The organism is Pseudomonas sp. CIP-10 (genome assembly GCF_020911845.1).
Taxonomy (GTDB): domain Bacteria; phylum Pseudomonadota; class Gammaproteobacteria; order Pseudomonadales; family Pseudomonadaceae; genus Aquipseudomonas; species Aquipseudomonas alloputida.
In genome coordinates this window covers 810,756-826,228 of record NZ_CP087160.1, presented here as the reverse complement: position 1 = coordinate 826,228, position 15,473 = coordinate 810,756, and the positions used below count along the sequence as shown (strand labels likewise).

At 61.3% G+C, this 15,473-nt stretch carries 17 protein-coding genes; 7 read left to right on the top strand and 10 right to left on the bottom strand.

What is annotated here, in order from left to right:
• Nucleotides 1–55: 55 nt before the first annotated feature.
• Nucleotides 56–313, bottom strand: coding sequence for a 50S ribosomal protein L27 (rpmA, locus tag LMH93_RS03770; protein WP_003247464.1), 258 nt, complete (start codon nt 311–313; stop codon nt 56–58).
• A gap of 38 nt (nt 314–351) precedes the next feature.
• Nucleotides 352–666, bottom strand: a complete 315-nt coding sequence (gene rplU, locus LMH93_RS03765; RefSeq protein ID WP_003247466.1) for a 50S ribosomal protein L21 — start codon at nt 664–666, stop codon at nt 352–354.
• A gap of 244 nt (nt 667–910) precedes the next feature.
• On the opposite strand from rplU, the gene LMH93_RS03760 reads away from it, so the two are divergent.
• From LMH93_RS03760 to LMH93_RS03750, 3 genes are all read left to right on the top strand, one after another.
• Nucleotides 911–1,879 carry a polyprenyl synthetase family protein gene (locus tag LMH93_RS03760; protein ID WP_003247469.1) on the top strand — a complete coding sequence of 323 codons (969 nt, stop codon included), beginning with the start codon at nt 911–913 and terminating at the stop codon, nt 1,877–1,879.
• Nucleotides 1,880–2,038: 159 nt separating this feature from the next.
• On the top strand, nt 2,039–2,380 hold the full coding sequence (locus LMH93_RS03755; RefSeq protein WP_003247477.1) for a zinc ribbon domain-containing protein YjdM: 342 nt from the start codon (nt 2,039–2,041) through the stop codon (nt 2,378–2,380).
• A gap of 84 nt (nt 2,381–2,464) precedes the next feature.
• Entirely contained in the window at nt 2,465–2,710 is a 246-nt protein-coding gene (locus LMH93_RS03750; protein ID WP_003247479.1) for a PA4570 family protein, read from the top strand.
• A 26-nt stretch (nt 2,711–2,736) separates the two neighbouring features.
• Here the strand turns inward: LMH93_RS03750 and LMH93_RS03745 are convergent, their stop codons facing one another.
• From LMH93_RS03745 to LMH93_RS03725, 5 genes are all read right to left on the bottom strand, one after another.
• A complete protein-coding gene (locus LMH93_RS03745) occupies nt 2,737–3,354 on the bottom strand; it encodes an FKBP-type peptidyl-prolyl cis-trans isomerase (RefSeq protein ID WP_003247482.1) in 618 nt (205 codons plus the stop codon).
• A gap of 85 nt (nt 3,355–3,439) precedes the next feature.
• Nucleotides 3,440–3,745 carry a DUF6482 family protein gene (locus tag LMH93_RS03740; RefSeq protein ID WP_003247483.1) on the bottom strand — a complete coding sequence of 102 codons (306 nt, stop codon included), beginning with the start codon at nt 3,743–3,745 and terminating at the stop codon, nt 3,440–3,442.
• Between the two features lie 128 nt (nt 3,746–3,873).
• Nucleotides 3,874–4,362, bottom strand: coding sequence for a TIGR00645 family protein (locus tag LMH93_RS03735; RefSeq protein ID WP_003247486.1), 489 nt, complete (start codon nt 4,360–4,362; stop codon nt 3,874–3,876).
• A gap of 189 nt (nt 4,363–4,551) precedes the next feature.
• Nucleotides 4,552–4,890: a PA4575 family protein gene (locus tag LMH93_RS03730; RefSeq protein ID WP_003247487.1), complete on the bottom strand. Its 339-nt coding sequence runs from the start codon at nt 4,888–4,890 to the stop codon at nt 4,552–4,554.
• A 162-nt stretch (nt 4,891–5,052) separates the two neighbouring features.
• Nucleotides 5,053–7,491 (bottom strand): Lon protease family protein, encoded by a 2,439-nt coding sequence (locus tag LMH93_RS03725; protein ID WP_004575710.1) that lies wholly within the window; start codon nt 7,489–7,491, stop codon nt 5,053–5,055.
• A 249-nt stretch (nt 7,492–7,740) separates the two neighbouring features.
• Between LMH93_RS03725 and LMH93_RS03720 the strand changes: the two genes are divergently transcribed.
• The 4 genes from LMH93_RS03720 (at nt 7,741) to LMH93_RS03705 (ending at nt 11,229) form a co-directional block, all read left to right on the top strand.
• Nucleotides 7,741–8,229, top strand: coding sequence for a DUF3015 domain-containing protein (locus tag LMH93_RS03720; RefSeq protein ID WP_003247492.1), 489 nt, complete (start codon nt 7,741–7,743; stop codon nt 8,227–8,229).
• Nucleotides 8,230–8,300: 71 nt separating this feature from the next.
• Complete coding sequence (locus LMH93_RS03715) at nt 8,301–10,154, top strand: Lnb N-terminal periplasmic domain-containing protein (RefSeq protein ID WP_054888538.1); 1,854 nt, start codon at nt 8,301–8,303, stop codon at nt 10,152–10,154.
• Between the two features lie 153 nt (nt 10,155–10,307).
• A complete protein-coding gene (locus LMH93_RS03710) occupies nt 10,308–10,664 on the top strand; it encodes a hypothetical protein (protein WP_108190737.1) in 357 nt (118 codons plus the stop codon).
• A gap of 67 nt (nt 10,665–10,731) precedes the next feature.
• Nucleotides 10,732–11,229, top strand: coding sequence for a GreA/GreB family elongation factor (locus LMH93_RS03705; RefSeq protein ID WP_185279726.1), 498 nt, complete (start codon nt 10,732–10,734; stop codon nt 11,227–11,229).
• 199 nt (nt 11,230–11,428) lie between these two features.
• Here the strand turns inward: LMH93_RS03705 and gdhA are convergent, their stop codons facing one another.
• The 3 genes from gdhA to LMH93_RS03690 all read right to left on the bottom strand — a co-directional run bounded on the left by gdhA (nt 11,429) and on the right by LMH93_RS03690 (nt 15,368).
• Complete coding sequence (gene gdhA, locus LMH93_RS03700) at nt 11,429–12,769, bottom strand: NADP-specific glutamate dehydrogenase (RefSeq protein ID WP_230064840.1); 1,341 nt, start codon at nt 12,767–12,769, stop codon at nt 11,429–11,431.
• A gap of 222 nt (nt 12,770–12,991) precedes the next feature.
• Entirely contained in the window at nt 12,992–14,659 is a 1,668-nt protein-coding gene (gene ettA, locus LMH93_RS03695) for an energy-dependent translational throttle protein EttA (RefSeq protein ID WP_003247499.1), read from the bottom strand.
• Between the two features lie 304 nt (nt 14,660–14,963).
• Complete coding sequence (locus tag LMH93_RS03690; RefSeq protein ID WP_098089767.1) at nt 14,964–15,368, bottom strand: hypothetical protein; 405 nt, start codon at nt 15,366–15,368, stop codon at nt 14,964–14,966.
• Nucleotides 15,369–15,473: the final 105 nt, after the last annotated feature.

Here is a 15,473-nt window from a genome sequence, read left to right as displayed (position 1 = left end):
CACCACAAACGAAAAAGCCCCGTCGCATGACGGGGCTTCTGGAGCGACGTCGCGATTAAGCGGCGACGATGCTCACGTAACGGCGCATGAACTCGCCTTTCTTCTCGAACTTGATCACGCCTTCGATCTTGGCGAACAAGGTGTGGTCCTTGCCCATGCCAACGCCGTAGCCAGCGTGGAATTCGGTACCGCGCTGACGGACGATGATGTTGCCTGGCTTGATAACCTGGCCGCCATACATCTTCACGCCAAGGCGTTTAGATTCTGAGTCGCGACCGTTACGAGTACTACCACCAGCCTTCTTGTGAGCCATGGTTCAATTCTCCAAATAAATTCAGGGGATCTAGGGGATTAAGCCTGGATGCCGGTGATTTTGATCTCGGTGAACCACTGGCGGTGGCCCATACGCTTCATGTGGTGCTTACGACGACGGAACTTGATGATGCGAACCTTGTCGTGGCGGCCTTGCGAAACGACTTCGGCCACTACTTTAGCGCCAGCAACAACTGGAGCACCGATGGTGACTTCTTCACCGTTGGCGACCAGCAGAACGCGATCGAAGGTCACGGATTCGCCAGTGGCGACTTCCAGTTTTTCGATCTTGAGGAATTCACCTTCAGCGACTTTGTACTGCTTGCCGCCGGTAACGATTACTGCGTAAGACATGGTATTTCTCCGATAATCCTGCTCACCCAGCGCTTTATATGATGAGTATTGGCTGGCATGGCTGCACAGGGCTGGAACGGCCCGGCGCAATTGCGTAAGGCAGGTGCTGCCCAGGAAGTTAGGGTGCGCGATTGTACGCAACCGCGGTTTTGCTTGCAAGTGCCGCCCCCGGCCAGCGGGCACCGCGCCTTGACACACCGGGACCTGCGACCTAGCATGCCGCGCAACCTCACTGGAGCAGCCGATGCAACCCCAAACCTTCTACCGCGCGGTGGCTGATGATTTCAGCGCCGTCGACGAGATCATCAAGAAGCAGCTGACCTCGCGCGTGCCGCTGGTATCGAAGATCGGCGACTATATCACGTCCGCCGGCGGCAAGCGCCTGCGTCCCCTGCTGGTACTGCTGTGTGGCAAGGCCCTGGGCCGCGAAGGCGACGACCTGCGCCTGCTGGCCGCCACCATCGAGTTCCTGCACACCGCCACCCTGCTGCACGACGACGTGGTCGACATGTCCGGCATGCGCCGTGGCCGCTCTACTGCCAATGCCCTGTGGGGCAACGCGCCGAGCGTGCTGGTGGGCGACTTCCTTTATTCGCGCTCATTCGAAATGATGGTCGAACTGGGCTCGATGCCGGTCATGCAGATTCTGTCCAAGGCCACCCGGGTGATTGCCGAAGGTGAAGTGCTGCAACTGTCGCGCGTACGCGACGCCAGCACCACCGAGGAAGTCTACATGGAGGTCATTCGCGGCAAGACGGCGATGCTGTTCGAAGCGTCTACCCACAGTGCTGCGGCACTGGCCCAGGCCACCGACGAGCAGCGCGAAGCCCTGCGTACCTTTGGCGACCATCTGGGCGTGGCCTTCCAACTGGTCGACGACCTGCTGGACTACAAGGGTGACTCGCAGACCCTGGGCAAGAACGTCGGTGACGACCTGGCCGAGGGCAAACCTACCCTGCCACTGATCTACACCATGCGCGAAGGCACTGCCGAACAGGCGGCACTGGTACGCCAGGCGATCCAGAAGGGTGGCCTGGAAGATCTGGAACAGATTCGCGTCGCGGTCGAAGAGTCGGGCGCGCTGCAGTACACCGCCGAGCTGGCGCGCGATTACGTGAAGCGTGCCATCGCCTGCCTCGAAGTGCTGCCTGCCAGTGAATACCGGGATGCGCTGGTTGAACTGAGCGAGTTTGCGGTCGCGCGTACGCACTGACAGACCGAGTCGCCTTCATTCGCGGGCAAGCCCGCTCCTACACCATTTGTGGGAGCCGGCTTGCCCGCGATGCTTTTTGTCCGGACATAATCACTTCCGGGAAATTACCTTTTACAATGTGGGCTTTTAACCGCCCGTCTGTTTGTTTGAGGAACCGAAGTGAGCACTCTGCCACCCTGCCCAAAATGCAACTCCGAATACACCTATGAGGATGGCACTCAGCTGATCTGCCCTGAATGCGCCCACGAGTGGTCGGCCGGCGGCGATGCCGAGGCGGCCAGTGACGAGGTGGTGAAAAAGGATTCGGTCGGCAACATCCTGCAAGACGGTGACACCGTCACCGTGATCAAGGACCTCAAGGTCAAGGGTTCGTCCCTGGTGGTCAAGGTTGGCACCAAGGTCAAGAACATCCGCCTGTGCGACGGCGACCACGACATCGACTGCAAAATCGACGGCATCGGTGCCATGAAACTGAAGTCCGAGTTCGTCCGCAAAGTCTGATTACACAAAAATCCGGCAATTGGCGCTTGCCATTTACGTAATAAGAATTATTCTCACTGGAATTGCTGTCCAAGGAGAATAGCCATGACTTATCTGATCGACGCCTGGCTGGAACGCCCTCACCCCTACCTGCGCATTCTTCATCGGGAAACCGGCGAAGTGTGCGCGGTGCTTGAAGAAGAAGCCCTCGACGAACTGCGTGACCAGGGTGACCTGGACATGAGCGGGCTGAATTCGAGTGAGCCGGGGGTGCTCAAGGAACTGGTACGGAATCTGTTTCTGTTTTGCTATGCGCGGGCATTGCGCCCTGAGGGGACAGACTGGAATTGAGGCCGGCAGGGCCGGCCTCTAGGGCATTACAGAACGTCGAGCAGCTCGACGTCGAACACCAGTACGCTGTGCGGCGGGATGCTGCCAACGCCTTGGGCGCCGTAAGCCAGCTCGCTTGGCACGTACAGGCGCCATTTGCTGCCAGCGTTCATCAGCTGCAGGGCTTCGGTCCAGCCAGCGATCACGCCGCCGACCGGGAATTCAGCCGGCTGGCCACGCTCGTAGGAGCTGTCGAACACGGTGCCGTCGATCAGGGTGCCGTGGTAGTGCGTACGCACGTTGTCTTCGCGGGTCGGCTTGGCGCCTTCGCCAGCGGTCAGCACTTCGAACTGCAGGCCCGAAGCCAGCGTGGTGATGCCTTCACGCTTGGCGTTCTCGACCAGGAACTCCTTGCCAGCAGCAGCGGCGGCTTCGGCCTTGGCTGCAGCTTCGGCTTGCATCACCTCACGGATGACCTTGAAGCTGGCCGACAGGTCGGCTTCGCTGACGCGGCTGTCGGCACCGTTGAAGGCGTCGGTCAGGCCGGCCAGGATGGCTTCCAGGCTAACGCCTGGTGGCGGGTTGTCGCGCAGCTGGCCGCCCAGCTGACGGCCGATACCGTAGCTGACGCGCGTTTCGTCGGTAGACAGGTTGAGTTCGGACATTGTCGTGCTCCACTGCAGGGCGCAATGCAGCCGCGCCCTTGATAAAAAGGGCGAGCAGCCTAGCACACTGGGGCGCTGCGAGCAGCTACCAGGCCGAACGCTGGGAAATCGGCACCTTCAGGTCTTCTTCCGGGTGCGTACCCATGCCGCACATTTCATCCTGCACCGACCAGTGCACCAGGTTCATCGAGAGCAAGGGAATGGTTTGCAGCAACTTGCGCGCATCTTCCACCGAGTGCACGCGCAAGCGTTCACCGCGGGTATCGGACAGGGGGTGAGGATGGCCTTTGACCCGGGCCTCGAGCAGGTAGTCACCGCCTTCGATGGCGATCAGGTTCAGTTCGTCGACATGGCCAGCCCTGGCCTCGGTATTGAGCTGATGCAGGTTCATGAGAGCACCTCGCGATAGGAACCACGCATGAGAGCTCATTTTTTGTACAGACCGGCTAAAAGCACAAGCCAGAAACGACACCGCCCGTCCGTTTGGCAACGGCCGAGCGGTGTAAGCAGCAAGCGGACTCAGTGCTTGGTCAGCTTGTCCAGGTAGCCCATGCAGAACGCCGAGACCACGAAGGTCATGTGGATGATCACGTACCACATCAGGTAATCGGTGGAGATGTTCTGCGCATCCATGAACACCCGCAGCAGGTGAATGGACGAAATCGCCACGATCGACGCGGCAACCTTCATCTTCAGCGACGAGGAGTCCATCTTGCCCAGCCAGTTGAGCTTTTCCTTGCTTTCATCAATGTCCAGCTGCGAGACGAAGTTTTCGTAACCGGAAATCATCACCATCACCAGCAGGCCACCGACCAGCGACATGTCGATCAGCGACAGGATCACCAGGATCAGGTCGGCTTCGCTGAGGGCAAAGACGTTGGGCAGGACGTGGACCACTTCCTGGAAGAATTTCAGCGCCAGGGCCAGCAGGCCGAGGGACAAGCCGAAGTAGATCGGTGCGAGCAGCCAGCGCGAGGCATACATCGCGTTTTCGAGGATACGTTCCATGAAGTTCAGGACTCATCAGGTGACTAAAAAAGCGACGGCGAGTATAGCCAGCCACCTGTTACAGCAAAAGCCCGGGGGCTGCTCCGCAGCCTGATCGCGACACAAGGCCACACTCCCACAGCAAGGCGATGCTGTACCTGTGGGTGCGGCCTTGTGTCACGATGGGCCGCAAAGCGGCCCCGGCATTTTTCAGGTCTCAGGATGAAACTGGTAATCCCCCAGGTTGCGACACCGCTCACCATTGATCCGCCGCAACTGCGCCTGCAAATGCAAACACCAGATCTGCGGGTCCTCGGCCACCTGGTACCCATGCAGGGTCAGGCTGTCGACAATGGCATTGAGCACCGACTCGGCCACCAGTGGCCCATGAAACGGGCCCTGCGCCTTGATCGCGGAGGGTTGTTCACCGGCCATGCCGGCGGCGAACAGCAACGTCCACATGCCGTTGTCACCGGCCAGCGGGCGGATGCTGCATTCGATACGGGTCACCAGGCCCAGGCACTGGCGTGTGAGGCTGAGGTTGCGCATGGCCGCGTCCCCTCCAATGAGCCTTGTTCAGCCCGAAACCCTCAGGCTGTTTCCATCCTGAACGCTGTACCGTCCTTAAGTTCCAGCATAGAGGAACAGTACAGAAAGATGGAAAACTGGCGCTGAACGGTAGCACATCGCCGCCAGCGCCAGTTTATTGACTCAGGCCGGTTTGGCCTGGGCAATTACCTCTTCCAGGCGTTCCTTTTCTGCCTTCTCGATGTCTTCCTCGCTGATCATCTCGGCAATTTCACGCAGGCGCTCCACCACCCGAGCGTTGACGCTGCCCTCGGTGAACAGCCCCTTGTCGTCGAGTACCCCGGCCTCCTCGCCCACCAGCAGGCTCAGCGCCTCATCAGCCTGGCTGACCGCGTAGACGTGGAACATGCCGTTCTCCACCGCCTGCAACACGCGCTCATCAAGCATCAGGGTGGCGACGTTGGCACGCGGAATGATCACCCCCTGCTCGCCGGTCAGGCCACGCGCCTCGCAGAGGCGGAAGAAGCCCTCGATCTTCTCGTTCACCCCACCCACCGCCTGCACTTCACCGAACTGGTTGATGGAACCTGTGATGGCGAAGCACTGCTTGAGCGGCGTGCGCGACAAGGCCGAGATCAGCGTGCAGGCTTCGCCCAGCGAGGCGCTGTCGCCGTCCACGTAGCCGTAGGACTGCTCCAGGGCGATGCTCGCGGAGATCGCCAGCGGGAACTCCTGGGCATAGCGGCTGCCCAGGTAACCGGTGAGGATCATCACCCCTTTGGAGTGGATCGGCTGGCCAAGGTTGACCTCACGCTCGATATCGACAATACCGCTGCCGCCGGGGTAGACGGTGGCCGAAATACGCGCGGGCATGCCGAACGCCGAGTCACCCACTTCCAGCACGGTCAGGCCGTTGCACTTGCCGATGGCCGCGCCTTCTGTGTCGATCAGGATGATGCCGGCGAGCATGTCGTCCAGCACCCGTTGCGACACACGGCCGGTACGGGTGGCTTTGGCCTTGAGTGCACGCTCGATGTGGCCTGCGTCGGTCATTTCGTCACTGGCCAGCTGGCGAATGAAATCAGCCTCGCTGACCAACTGGAACAGGTCGCCGATACGCGCCGACAGGCGCGACTGGTTTTCAGCCAGACGCGCACTGTAGGTGGCCAGACGCGCCACCGCGTCACTGGTCAGCGGCGCCATGCCCTCTTCGTTGGTGCGGGTGCGCAACAGCTGGGCGAACTGCTCCAGGTTCTCGTCGACCATCGGCATGTCTTCATCGAAGTCCACCAGCACGCGGAACATCTCCTGGAAGTCCGGGTCGTGGTCCTGCAGTGCGTAGTACAGCTGGCGCGAGCCGATGATCACCAGCTTGACGTTCAGCGGAATCACCTGCGGCTGCAGGCTGACAGTGGCAACACGGCCCAGCTCACCGATCGGCGACTCCATCTTCAGCTTGCGCGACTGCAGCGCACGCTTGAGCGCGTCCCATACGAACGGCTCGCCCAGCATTTTCTCGGCTTCCAGAATCAGGAAGCCGCCGTTGGCCCGGTGCAGCGCGCCTGGGCGCAGTTGGCGATAGGAGGTATACAGCGCACCTTGGTCGGTGCTGTATTCGATACGGCCAAACAAATTGTCGTAGGTCGGGTGCGGCTCGAACACCACCGGCGCACCACCGTCAGCGTGATGGCCCACCACCAGGCTGGGCGCGTACTGCTCTTCGAGCAGCTTGCGGGCCACGGCGTCGGACTTGCTGTCATCGACCAGTTGCTCGACCAGCGTACGCAACAGGTTCAACTGCACCGATTGCAGGTAGGCGCAAACCGCCGCGTTTTCGGCGTACTTTTCCGACAGCGGCGCCAGCAACGGCTGCAGTGCCAGGGTGATGGTTTCTTCGTTGAGCTGGCGCAGCTGGTTGTTCGATTCGCGCTTCCATTGCGGCAGGCTGGCCAGCTCTTCGTTGAGGCGCTCCTCAAGCAGGGCAATGTCCTCGTGGAACTGCTCGCGCACCTCCTCCGGCAATTGGGCAAATTCAGCTTCATCCAGCGCCTTGCCATCAGCCATCGGCGTGAAGGCGACGTTGCTGGCATCGCGGTACAAGGCCACGTCCTTTTCCAGCGACGCGCGCTCGATCACATCCAGAGCGCGGTCATAACGCTGGTTGAAAGCGCGGTCGATGGCGCCCTTCTTCTGCTGGTAGGACGGGTGTTCGAACACCGCCGGGAACGTCGACAGCAGGTTGTCGATCAATCCGCCCATGTCGCTGATGAACTCGGCGGCGCTTCCGGACGGTAGCTCCAGTGCACGTGGTTCACGGGTGTCGTCGAAGTGGTTGACGTAGACCCAGTCGGCCGGGGTCTGCTGGCGCTTGCCCTCGGCCTTGAGGTAGCGCTTGACGAACGAGAAGCGCCCGGTGCCGGGCTCGCCCATCACATACACATTGTAACCAGGACGCGGCATGGCCACGCCAAACTGCAGGGCCTCGACAGCACGTTCCTGGCCCAGAACTCCGCGAAACGGCTCCAGATCGTCGGTATGGGTAAAAGCAAACTGCTCGGGGGAGAAACGCCGGGTCAGGGCTTCAGGCGCAAGACGCAGGCGCGCAGCGACAGGATCGGGCATTGGGTTTCCTTACTTCGGCGGGCAGATACGCAGCATTCTGGCGCTGCCCGCGCGCGCCTTGCAAGGCTCCACGGGACTTTATGTCGCAGCCGGTGCAGTCCTGTGACAGCAAATTTTTCGCAATCAACAACGCAACCTTTAGATCGTGCCTAAACTCCAAGCTGCGCGGGTGGGTGAAAAGCTTTCCCGACCTGGCAACCGAGTTGCCAGAAACCCTGACCCTTGGTTAAGACAAAGAGAACAAATGCTATGAAACGGATTCTTCTGGGTACTCTGTTCACCGTGGTCTCGCTGAACGCCATGGCCGAAGCGCCTGGCGGCCCGAACTGCGGCTGGGGCAACATGCTGTTCGAAGGCCAGCGCGGCACGCCGGCACACTTCCTGGCTTCTACCACCAACGGCACCTCCGGTAACGCCACCTTCGGCATGACCTCCGGCACCAACGGCTGCTCGACCAAGGCTTCGCTGACCTACGGCGGCAAGTCCTGGTTCGCCATGAACGGCATGATGAACGAGCTTTCCGAAGACATGGCCATGGGCCAGGGCGAAGCACTGACCACCTATGCCGTCGTTCTCGGCGTAGCACCGGAGGACCGCAGCTACTTCAACTCGGTCACCCACCAGCACTTCAACCAGATCTTCAGCAGCGCCGACGTCACTGCCGAAACTGTCCACAGCAACACCCTGGCCGTTCTGAAGAGCGACCCCCGTCTGGCCAAATACGCTACCGAGGCCTAAGCACAGCTGCTCCCGCCCCAACCGGGGCGGGTTTCGCCTTTTTCGGCATCGTCAAGAAGTAGTTGCCCGATATGCTCAAACGCCTCGCTGCCCTGGCGCTGTGTGCCTGCGCCCCTGTTCATGCCGCCCCCCTGCTGGATCCAGGCCGTCTCCAGCAATTGGCCAATACCCCTTACTGGCTCGCCATTGGACATTACGAAACCGCCAAGCTCGGCGGCTGGCGCAGCTATGTGGATGATGATGCGTTCTTCCTCGCCGAAGATGGCGCGCACCATCCGGACCAGGAACTCAAGGCTACGGTCGATGCGCTGTATGCCCCGGCCAGTCTCGGTGACAAGCACGCCCAGTGCGTTTTCCCCGCGCGCACCCGCTGGCTGCGCGAACAGCTCGACCTGCAAGACTTGCCACAACCGGACTGCCAGGAATTCAAGACCTGGTACCAGTCGATCGACCCGCACAGCGCCGCGTTGATCTTCCCGGCAGCCTACCTGAACAGCCCGTCGTCGATGTTCGGGCACACCCTGCTGCGCATCGACCAGTCCAACACCCGCAGCGACGACACCACGCTGCTGAGCTACGCCATCAACTTCGGTGCCTATATCGAAGGCAGCGACAACAGCATCCTGTACGCCTGGAAAGGCCTGATGGGTGGCTACCCGGGGCTGTTCGCGCTGATGCCCTACCAGGAAAAACTGTCCGAATACCGCAGCCTGGAAAACCGCGACCTGTGGGAATACCAGCTGGACCTGACCCCCGAAGAAACCGGACGTATGGTCGAGCATGTGTGGGAGCTGAAGCAGATCCAGTTCGACTACTTCTTCTTCGACGAAAACTGCTCCTATCGCCTGCTGGAGCTGCTGCAAGTGGCCCGGCCAAGCCTGGACTTGACGTCTCAGTTCCCGCTGACCGCCATTCCCACCGACACGGTGAAAGCCGTGAAGCAGTCCGGCCTGGTCGCCAGCGAAACCTACCGCCCCTCTCGCGAACGTGAATTGCTGGCCAGGGCCGAGCCACTCGACCCCAACGAAAAGCGCCAGGTGCTGGCTGTAAGCGCCGACACTGCGCAATTGCAAAGCCCTGAATTCCAGGCCCTGCCTCGCGAACGCCAAGCGTTGGTGCAAGATGCCGCGTATCGTCTTGAGCGGTATCGGGCCAATGGCCAGGAACGCGATCCAGGGCAGGCCAAACGCAGCTTCGAGTTGCTGCGGGCGATCAACAGCAACCCGCCGCCGCCCCTGCAGATCGAGCGCCCCGGCCTGCCCGAGGATGGCCATGACTCGCGCACCTGGCAACTGGGCGTGGGCACCCGTGAAGACCGCGCCTACGCCGAATATGGCCTGCGCATGGCCTACCACGACCTGAATGACAACGCCTATGGCTTCCCGCTGGGCGCACAGATCGAAATCCTGCAATTGAAGCTGCGCCAGTACGAAGGAAACGATTGGCAGGTGCAGCGCCTGGACCTGGCCACCATCCGTTCACTGACACCCCGTAACGAGCTGCTCAAGCCTTGGTCATGGCAAGTGGCTGGGGGGCTGGAGCGGGTGCCGGGCAAGCATGATGACGAAGTGCTGGTGAGCCATGTGAATGGTGGCGCTGGCGGCACCTGGCAGCTGGCCGACGGTTTGCTGGGGTTTGCCTTGGGCACGGTGCGGGTCGAGCATCACAACGACTTCGCTCAGTTCATTGCCCCGGCGGCTGGCTTCAATGGCGGGCTGCTGTGGCGCAACGGGCTGGGCAACATGACGCTGGAGGCCAAGGGCGATTACTTCACCAACGGCGAAGTGCGACGCAGTGTGAGCCTGAACCAGCAGTGGGAGATCAGCCAGAACCTGGGGTTGCGGCTGAGTGCCTCGCGGGAATTCAGCCACTTGGCTACGGCGCAAAACGAGGTGATGCTGGAGCTGAAGTGGTATCACTACTGAGGCCGTTTTACGGCCTTTCGCGGGCACGCCCGCGAATTGGCCAGTTAAGCCAGCAAAGCAGTGTGACTGAACCAACTCTTTGACACTGTTTTGACACCTACCCGACAAACCGCCACCTAGACTTCCCATCATCAACTGGAGGGCTTTGTGGCTATGTCGCGGTACTGGTTTGGCGTGTGCATTGCATTGTTGCTGTCAGGTTGCGAAACCACCCACGAGCAGATGGTCAGCCACGGTTACCCTCCTGCCTATGCGGATGGCTTCCAGGACGGCTGCAGCAGTGGCCGCCAGGCGGCCGGGCTGATGGTGGGCAACTTTCGCAAAAACGTACCGCGCTACCTGCACGAGCGTCAGTACGAAACCGGCTGGGACGATGGCTTCCGCCAGTGTCACGCCATGCAGAACAGCGAAGAACAGCGCCAATACCACGAGCGCTTCTGGGACCAGCGCGACCGCGAGTGGGAACAGGAAAAGGACCGCGGCGCTGCCAAGGCCTATCGCCACAATTGAGTCGCAAACGGACATTCCTTTAAACCGGCGGCCTGCCATGATGGTCTCATGCACAAGGAGGCCCTACATGAGCCGAGCATTCGTCAACGAAGACCAAGCCGCCGACCAGGCCGACCAGCCGGTCGAACGGCGCATCAGCGACCAACCCAACTATGTGACGGCCAGCGGCCTGCACCAGCTGCAAACGCGTGTGGCCGAGCTGAATGCCTTGCGCAGCGAACTGCAGGCGCAGGGCGAACAGGGCGACAAGCAACGGCTGGCCGATACCGAGCGGGATCTGCGCTACTTCAGCGCGCGGGTGCAAAGCGCCCAGGTGGTACCCGCGGCGACTTCGCATAGCAAGGTACAGATTGGTAGCCGGGTGCGATTTGTCGACGCGCAGGACCAGGAGCAGGTGGTGCAGCTGGTAGGCGAGGATGAGGCGGATGCCGGGCACGGGTTGATCAACTGGGGTTCGCCACTGGGGCGGGCTTTGCTCGGGGCTGGGCCGGGGGATGAGGTGGTCTGGCGGCGGCCGGTGGGGGAACAGGTGATAGAGGTGGTTGAGATTCTGGGCGAGGGTTGAGGGCCCTGGGGCTGCTTTGCAGCCCATCGCGACGCAAGGCCGCTCCCACAGGGCCTTGACTGCCTGGTTGTCCAACTTCTCGGGTGCAGTCCAGCCTGTGGAAGCAACTGTCTTGCTCAATTTCTAAAAGCTGGCGCCATCCCTGTGGGAGCGGCCTTGCGTCGCGATGGGCCGCAAAGCGACCCCCTAAGGTCTCAGATCAGACCACGCCCTGAGCCAGCATCGCATCGGCCACTTTCACGAAGCCCGCGATGTTCGCACCCTTGACGTAGTTGATACGGCCATCAGCCTCTTCACCGTAGTGCACGCATGCATGGTGAATCGACTGCATGATGTTGTGCAGCTTGCTGTCCACTTCACCGGCCGTCCACAGCAGGCGCATGGCGTTCTGCGACATTTCCAGGCCCGACACGGCTACGCCGCCCGCATTGGAGGCCTTGCCCGGGGCGTACAGAATGCCGGCGTCCAGGAAGATATCCACAGCCTCGAGGGTAGTCGGCATGTTGGCGCCTTCGGCCACACAGATACAGCCGTTACGCAGCAAGGTGCGGGCATCTTCGGCGCCCAGCTCGTTCTGCGTGGCGCATGGCAGGGCGATGTCGCACGGCAGGCTCCACGGGGTCTGGCCCTTGCGGAACTCCAGGCCGAATTGCCCGGCCAGCTCGCTGATACGTCCACGCTTGACGTTTTTCAGCTCCATCAAGGCGTCCCACTGGGCGTCGGTCAGGCCGGCTTCTGCATACAAGGTACCTTCAGAGTCAGACAGCGAGATCACCTTGCCGCCTAGGTCCATGACCTTACGCGCAGCATACTGGGCGACGTTGCCCGAACCAGACACCGCCACGCGGCGGCCGTCGATACGCTTGTCCTGACGCTTGAGCATTTCTTCGGCGAAGTAAACGCAGCCATAGCCGGTGGCTTCCGGGCGGATCAGGCTGCCGCCATAGGTCATGCCCTTGCCGGTCAACACCGAGGTGAACTGGTTGGCCAGGCGCTTGTACTGGCCGAACATGAAGCCGATTTCGCGTGCACCCACGCCGATGTCACCGGCCGGTACGTCGCAGTCAGCGCCAATGTGTCGATACAGCTCGCTCATGAACGCCTGGCAGAAGCGCATCACTTCGGCGTCGCTCTTGCCTTTCGGGTCAAAGTCCGAGCCGCCCTTGCCGCCACCCATGGGCAGCGAGGTCAGCGAGTTCTTGAACACCTGTTCGAACGCCAGGAACTTCAGCACGCTGAGGTTCACCGACGGGTGGAAGCGCAGCCCGCCCTTGTAAGGGCCAATGGCACTGCTCATCTGAATGCGGTAACCGCGGTTGACCTGCACCTTGCCCAGGTCGTCGACCCAGGAGACGCGGAACAGTACGGCGCGCTCGGGCTCGACCATGCGCTCGAGGATGCCGGACTGCAGGTAGTGGGGGTTGGCTTCAAGGAATGGCCACAGGGTGCGCAGCACCTCTTCCACCGCCTGGTGGAATTCCGGCTGGCCTGGGTCACGCTGCTTTAGGCGTGCAAGGAAATTGTCGACAGATTCGATCATGGTAGACATCTCACCAAGAGGATTGGACTTATTGGTTTTTTTCAGAAATGTACCAAGAAGCAATCGCACCGGAATAGGGCGAAATGTCGTTTTTTTGAAATTATTTGGTGCGTTTTATGTAAGTGTATACAAAATACACCTTCGCCTCGCCCTTTATAGCGGTCCGCCAGGCACAAAAATGGGGCCCCTTGGGGCCCCATTCTTGTGCATCAGAAAACCAGCTTACTGGGCCAGTTTCTTGTGCCGTACACGGTGCGGCTGGGCTGCTGCATCACCCAGACGCTTCTTGCGGTCGGCTTCGTACTCGGTGTAGTTACCTTCGAAGAACACCACATTCGAGTCGTCTTCGTACGCCAGGATGTGAGTAGCCACACGGTCCAGGAACCAACGGTCGTGGGAAATCACGATCGCGGCGCCCGGGAAGTCCAGCAGGGCTTCTTCCAGCGAACGCAGGGTTTCGACGTCGAGGTCGTTGGACGGTTCGTCGAGCAGCAGAACGTTACCGCCTTCCTTCAGGGTCAGGGCCAGGTGCAGGCGGCCACGCTCACCACCGGACAGGTCCTTGACGAACTTCTGCTGATCGCCACCTTTGAAGTTGAAGCGGCCAACGTAGGTACGTGAAGGGATCTCGTAGTTGCCGATGCGGATCTGGTCGGAACCGTCAGAGATCTGCTGGAACACGGTCTTGGCGCCGTCCAGGTCCTCGCGGCTCTGGTCCACACAGGCCAACTGCACGGTTTCACCGATCTCGATGCTGCCCGAGTCCGGCTGCTCCTTGCCCATCAACATGCGGAACAGGGTCGACTTACCGGCACCGTTACCACCGATAACGCCCACGATGGCACCTTTGGGCATGGCGAACGACAGGTTGTCGATCAGCACACGGTCACCGTAGCCCTTGGTGACGTTCTTGAACTCGATAACCTTGTCACCCAGGCGCGGGCCGGCCGGGATGTAGATTTCGTTGGTTTCGCTGCGCTTCTGGAATTCCTGCGACTGCATTTCTTCAAAGCGCTGCAGACGGGCCTTGGATTTGGACTGGCGCGCTTTGGCGCCTTTGCGCACCCACTCCAGTTCCTCTTTCATGGCCTTCTCGTGGGCGCTCTGCTGCTTGGATTCCTGCGCCAGACGCTCCGACTTGGCTTCCAGCCAGCCCGAGTAGTTGCCTTCGTACGGGATGCCGGCGCCGCGGTCCAGCTCCAGGATCCAGCCGGCGACGTTGTCGAGGAAGTAACGGTCGTGGGTAATGGCTACCACGGTACCCGGGAAGTCGTGCAGGAAGCGCTCCAGCCAGGCCACCGAGTCGGCGTCCAGGTGGTTGGTGGGTTCGTCGAGCAGCAGCATGTCGGGGGCCGACAGCAGCAGGCGGCACAGGGCCACACGGCGCTTCTCACCACCGGACAGGTGTTCGATGCGCGCATCCCAGGCGGGCAGGCGCAGGGCGTCGGCAGCGACGTCCAGCTGGCGCTCCAGGTTGTGGCCATCAGCGGCCTGCAGGATGGCTTCCAGCTTGGCCTGCTCGGCGGCCAGCTTGTCGAAGTCGGCATCCGGCTCGGCGTAGGCCGCGTAGACCTCGTCCAGGCGGGCCTGGGCGTCCTTGATTACGCTGACCGCTTCCTCGACCACTTCACGCACGGTCTTGGTTGGGTCCAGTTGCGGTTCCTGTGGCAGGTAACCCACGTTGATGTCGGGCATCGGACGGGCTTCGCCGTCGAATTCCTTGTCGACGCCCGCCATGATCCGCAGCAGGGTCGATTTACCGGCGCCGTTCAGGCCAAGTACGCCAATCTTGGCGCCAGGGAAGAACGACAGGGAAATGTTCTTGAGAATTTCCCGCTTCGGCGGCACGACCTTGCTCAGCCGATGCATGGTGTAGACGTATTGAGCCAAAACCAAGCCCTCTAATCAGATAGGTAAAGACATCGCCGATCGCCCCGGCACGCGGTGGCCAGTGGGATGTGTTTACGGGGTGTCATTGAACAAAGTCGACCATTCTACGCCAACGCGCGGCGTTGCATAGGAGGGGCCGATAGTGGGGTGTGATCGGGGTGATCCCTGGGGGGAATCTATTGCCTGTGCTGGCCTCTTCGCGGCTAAAGCCGCTTCTACAGGGATCTGACTGCCTTCAAGGGCAATGCAGTACCTGTGGGAGCGCCTTTAGCCGCGAAAGGGCCGGCACAGCAGCCGAAGAGGCTCAGACGTGACGCTGTTTGGCCTTGCCCCGCGGCAAGCGGCAACGGTCGCCCTGCTCGGCCAGGCGTGCGGCCCAGGCGGACTTCACGCTGAAGCCGCCGCTGCGGGCAGGGTGCTGCTCGGCCGCCTTGGCCGGTTTGCCAGGTGCAGGCGCAGTGCTGACCACCTTGGCTGCCGGCTTGGCCGCCGCCACGGCAACAGCCGGCTCTGCTGCCACCTTGGCGGTCTTGCGCAGTTCAGCCAGCGATGGGGCCTTGCTTTTGGCGGCAGCGGCCGCCTCGGGTTTGCCCAGCGAACGCTGGCAAGACTTGCAGGATACGTCCTCGGTCACGGCAGTACTGACAAGGGTCTGACTGCTGCGCCCGCAGGCGGAATCGAGGCCATTGGAGGAAAAGTGAGTAACCAAAAGCGAACATCTCCGATGCGTTGTCATGTATAGCGGGCGCTATTCTCGCACAGGTTACAGGGGCTTGCCGAACCACCGGGCAGCCACCACCGGTCAACATGGCTG

What these genes read in the sequence shown, in the direction of transcription:
- LMH93_RS03735 (WP_003247486.1), bottom strand. Translation starts at nt 4,362, where the DNA reads ATGGAACGTATCCTCGAAAACGCGATGTATGCCTCGCGCTGGCTGCTC.
- LMH93_RS03760 (WP_003247469.1), top strand. Translation starts at nt 911, where the DNA reads ATGCAACCCCAAACCTTCTACCGCGCGGTGGCTGATGATTTCAGCGCC.
- LMH93_RS03725 (WP_004575710.1), bottom strand. Translation starts at nt 7,491, where the DNA reads ATGCCCGATCCTGTCGCTGCGCGCCTGCGTCTTGCGCCTGAAGCCCTG.
- LMH93_RS03705 (WP_185279726.1), top strand. Translation starts at nt 10,732, where the DNA reads ATGAGCCGAGCATTCGTCAACGAAGACCAAGCCGCCGACCAGGCCGAC.
- LMH93_RS03710 (WP_108190737.1), top strand. Translation starts at nt 10,308, where the DNA reads ATGTCGCGGTACTGGTTTGGCGTGTGCATTGCATTGTTGCTGTCAGGT.
- LMH93_RS03730 (WP_003247487.1), bottom strand. Translation starts at nt 4,890, where the DNA reads ATGCGCAACCTCAGCCTCACACGCCAGTGCCTGGGCCTGGTGACCCGT.
- LMH93_RS03740 (WP_003247483.1), bottom strand. Translation starts at nt 3,745, where the DNA reads ATGAACCTGCATCAGCTCAATACCGAGGCCAGGGCTGGCCATGTCGAC.
- LMH93_RS03720 (WP_003247492.1), top strand. Translation starts at nt 7,741, where the DNA reads ATGAAACGGATTCTTCTGGGTACTCTGTTCACCGTGGTCTCGCTGAAC.
- rplU (WP_003247466.1), bottom strand. Translation starts at nt 666, where the DNA reads ATGTCTTACGCAGTAATCGTTACCGGCGGCAAGCAGTACAAAGTCGCT.
- LMH93_RS03745 (WP_003247482.1), bottom strand. Translation starts at nt 3,354, where the DNA reads ATGTCCGAACTCAACCTGTCTACCGACGAAACGCGCGTCAGCTACGGT.
- rpmA (WP_003247464.1), bottom strand. Translation starts at nt 313, where the DNA reads ATGGCTCACAAGAAGGCTGGTGGTAGTACTCGTAACGGTCGCGACTCA.
- gdhA (WP_230064840.1), bottom strand. Translation starts at nt 12,769, where the DNA reads ATGATCGAATCTGTCGACAATTTCCTTGCACGCCTAAAGCAGCGTGAC.
- LMH93_RS03715 (WP_054888538.1), top strand. Translation starts at nt 8,301, where the DNA reads ATGCTCAAACGCCTCGCTGCCCTGGCGCTGTGTGCCTGCGCCCCTGTT.
- LMH93_RS03750 (WP_003247479.1), top strand. Translation starts at nt 2,465, where the DNA reads ATGACTTATCTGATCGACGCCTGGCTGGAACGCCCTCACCCCTACCTG.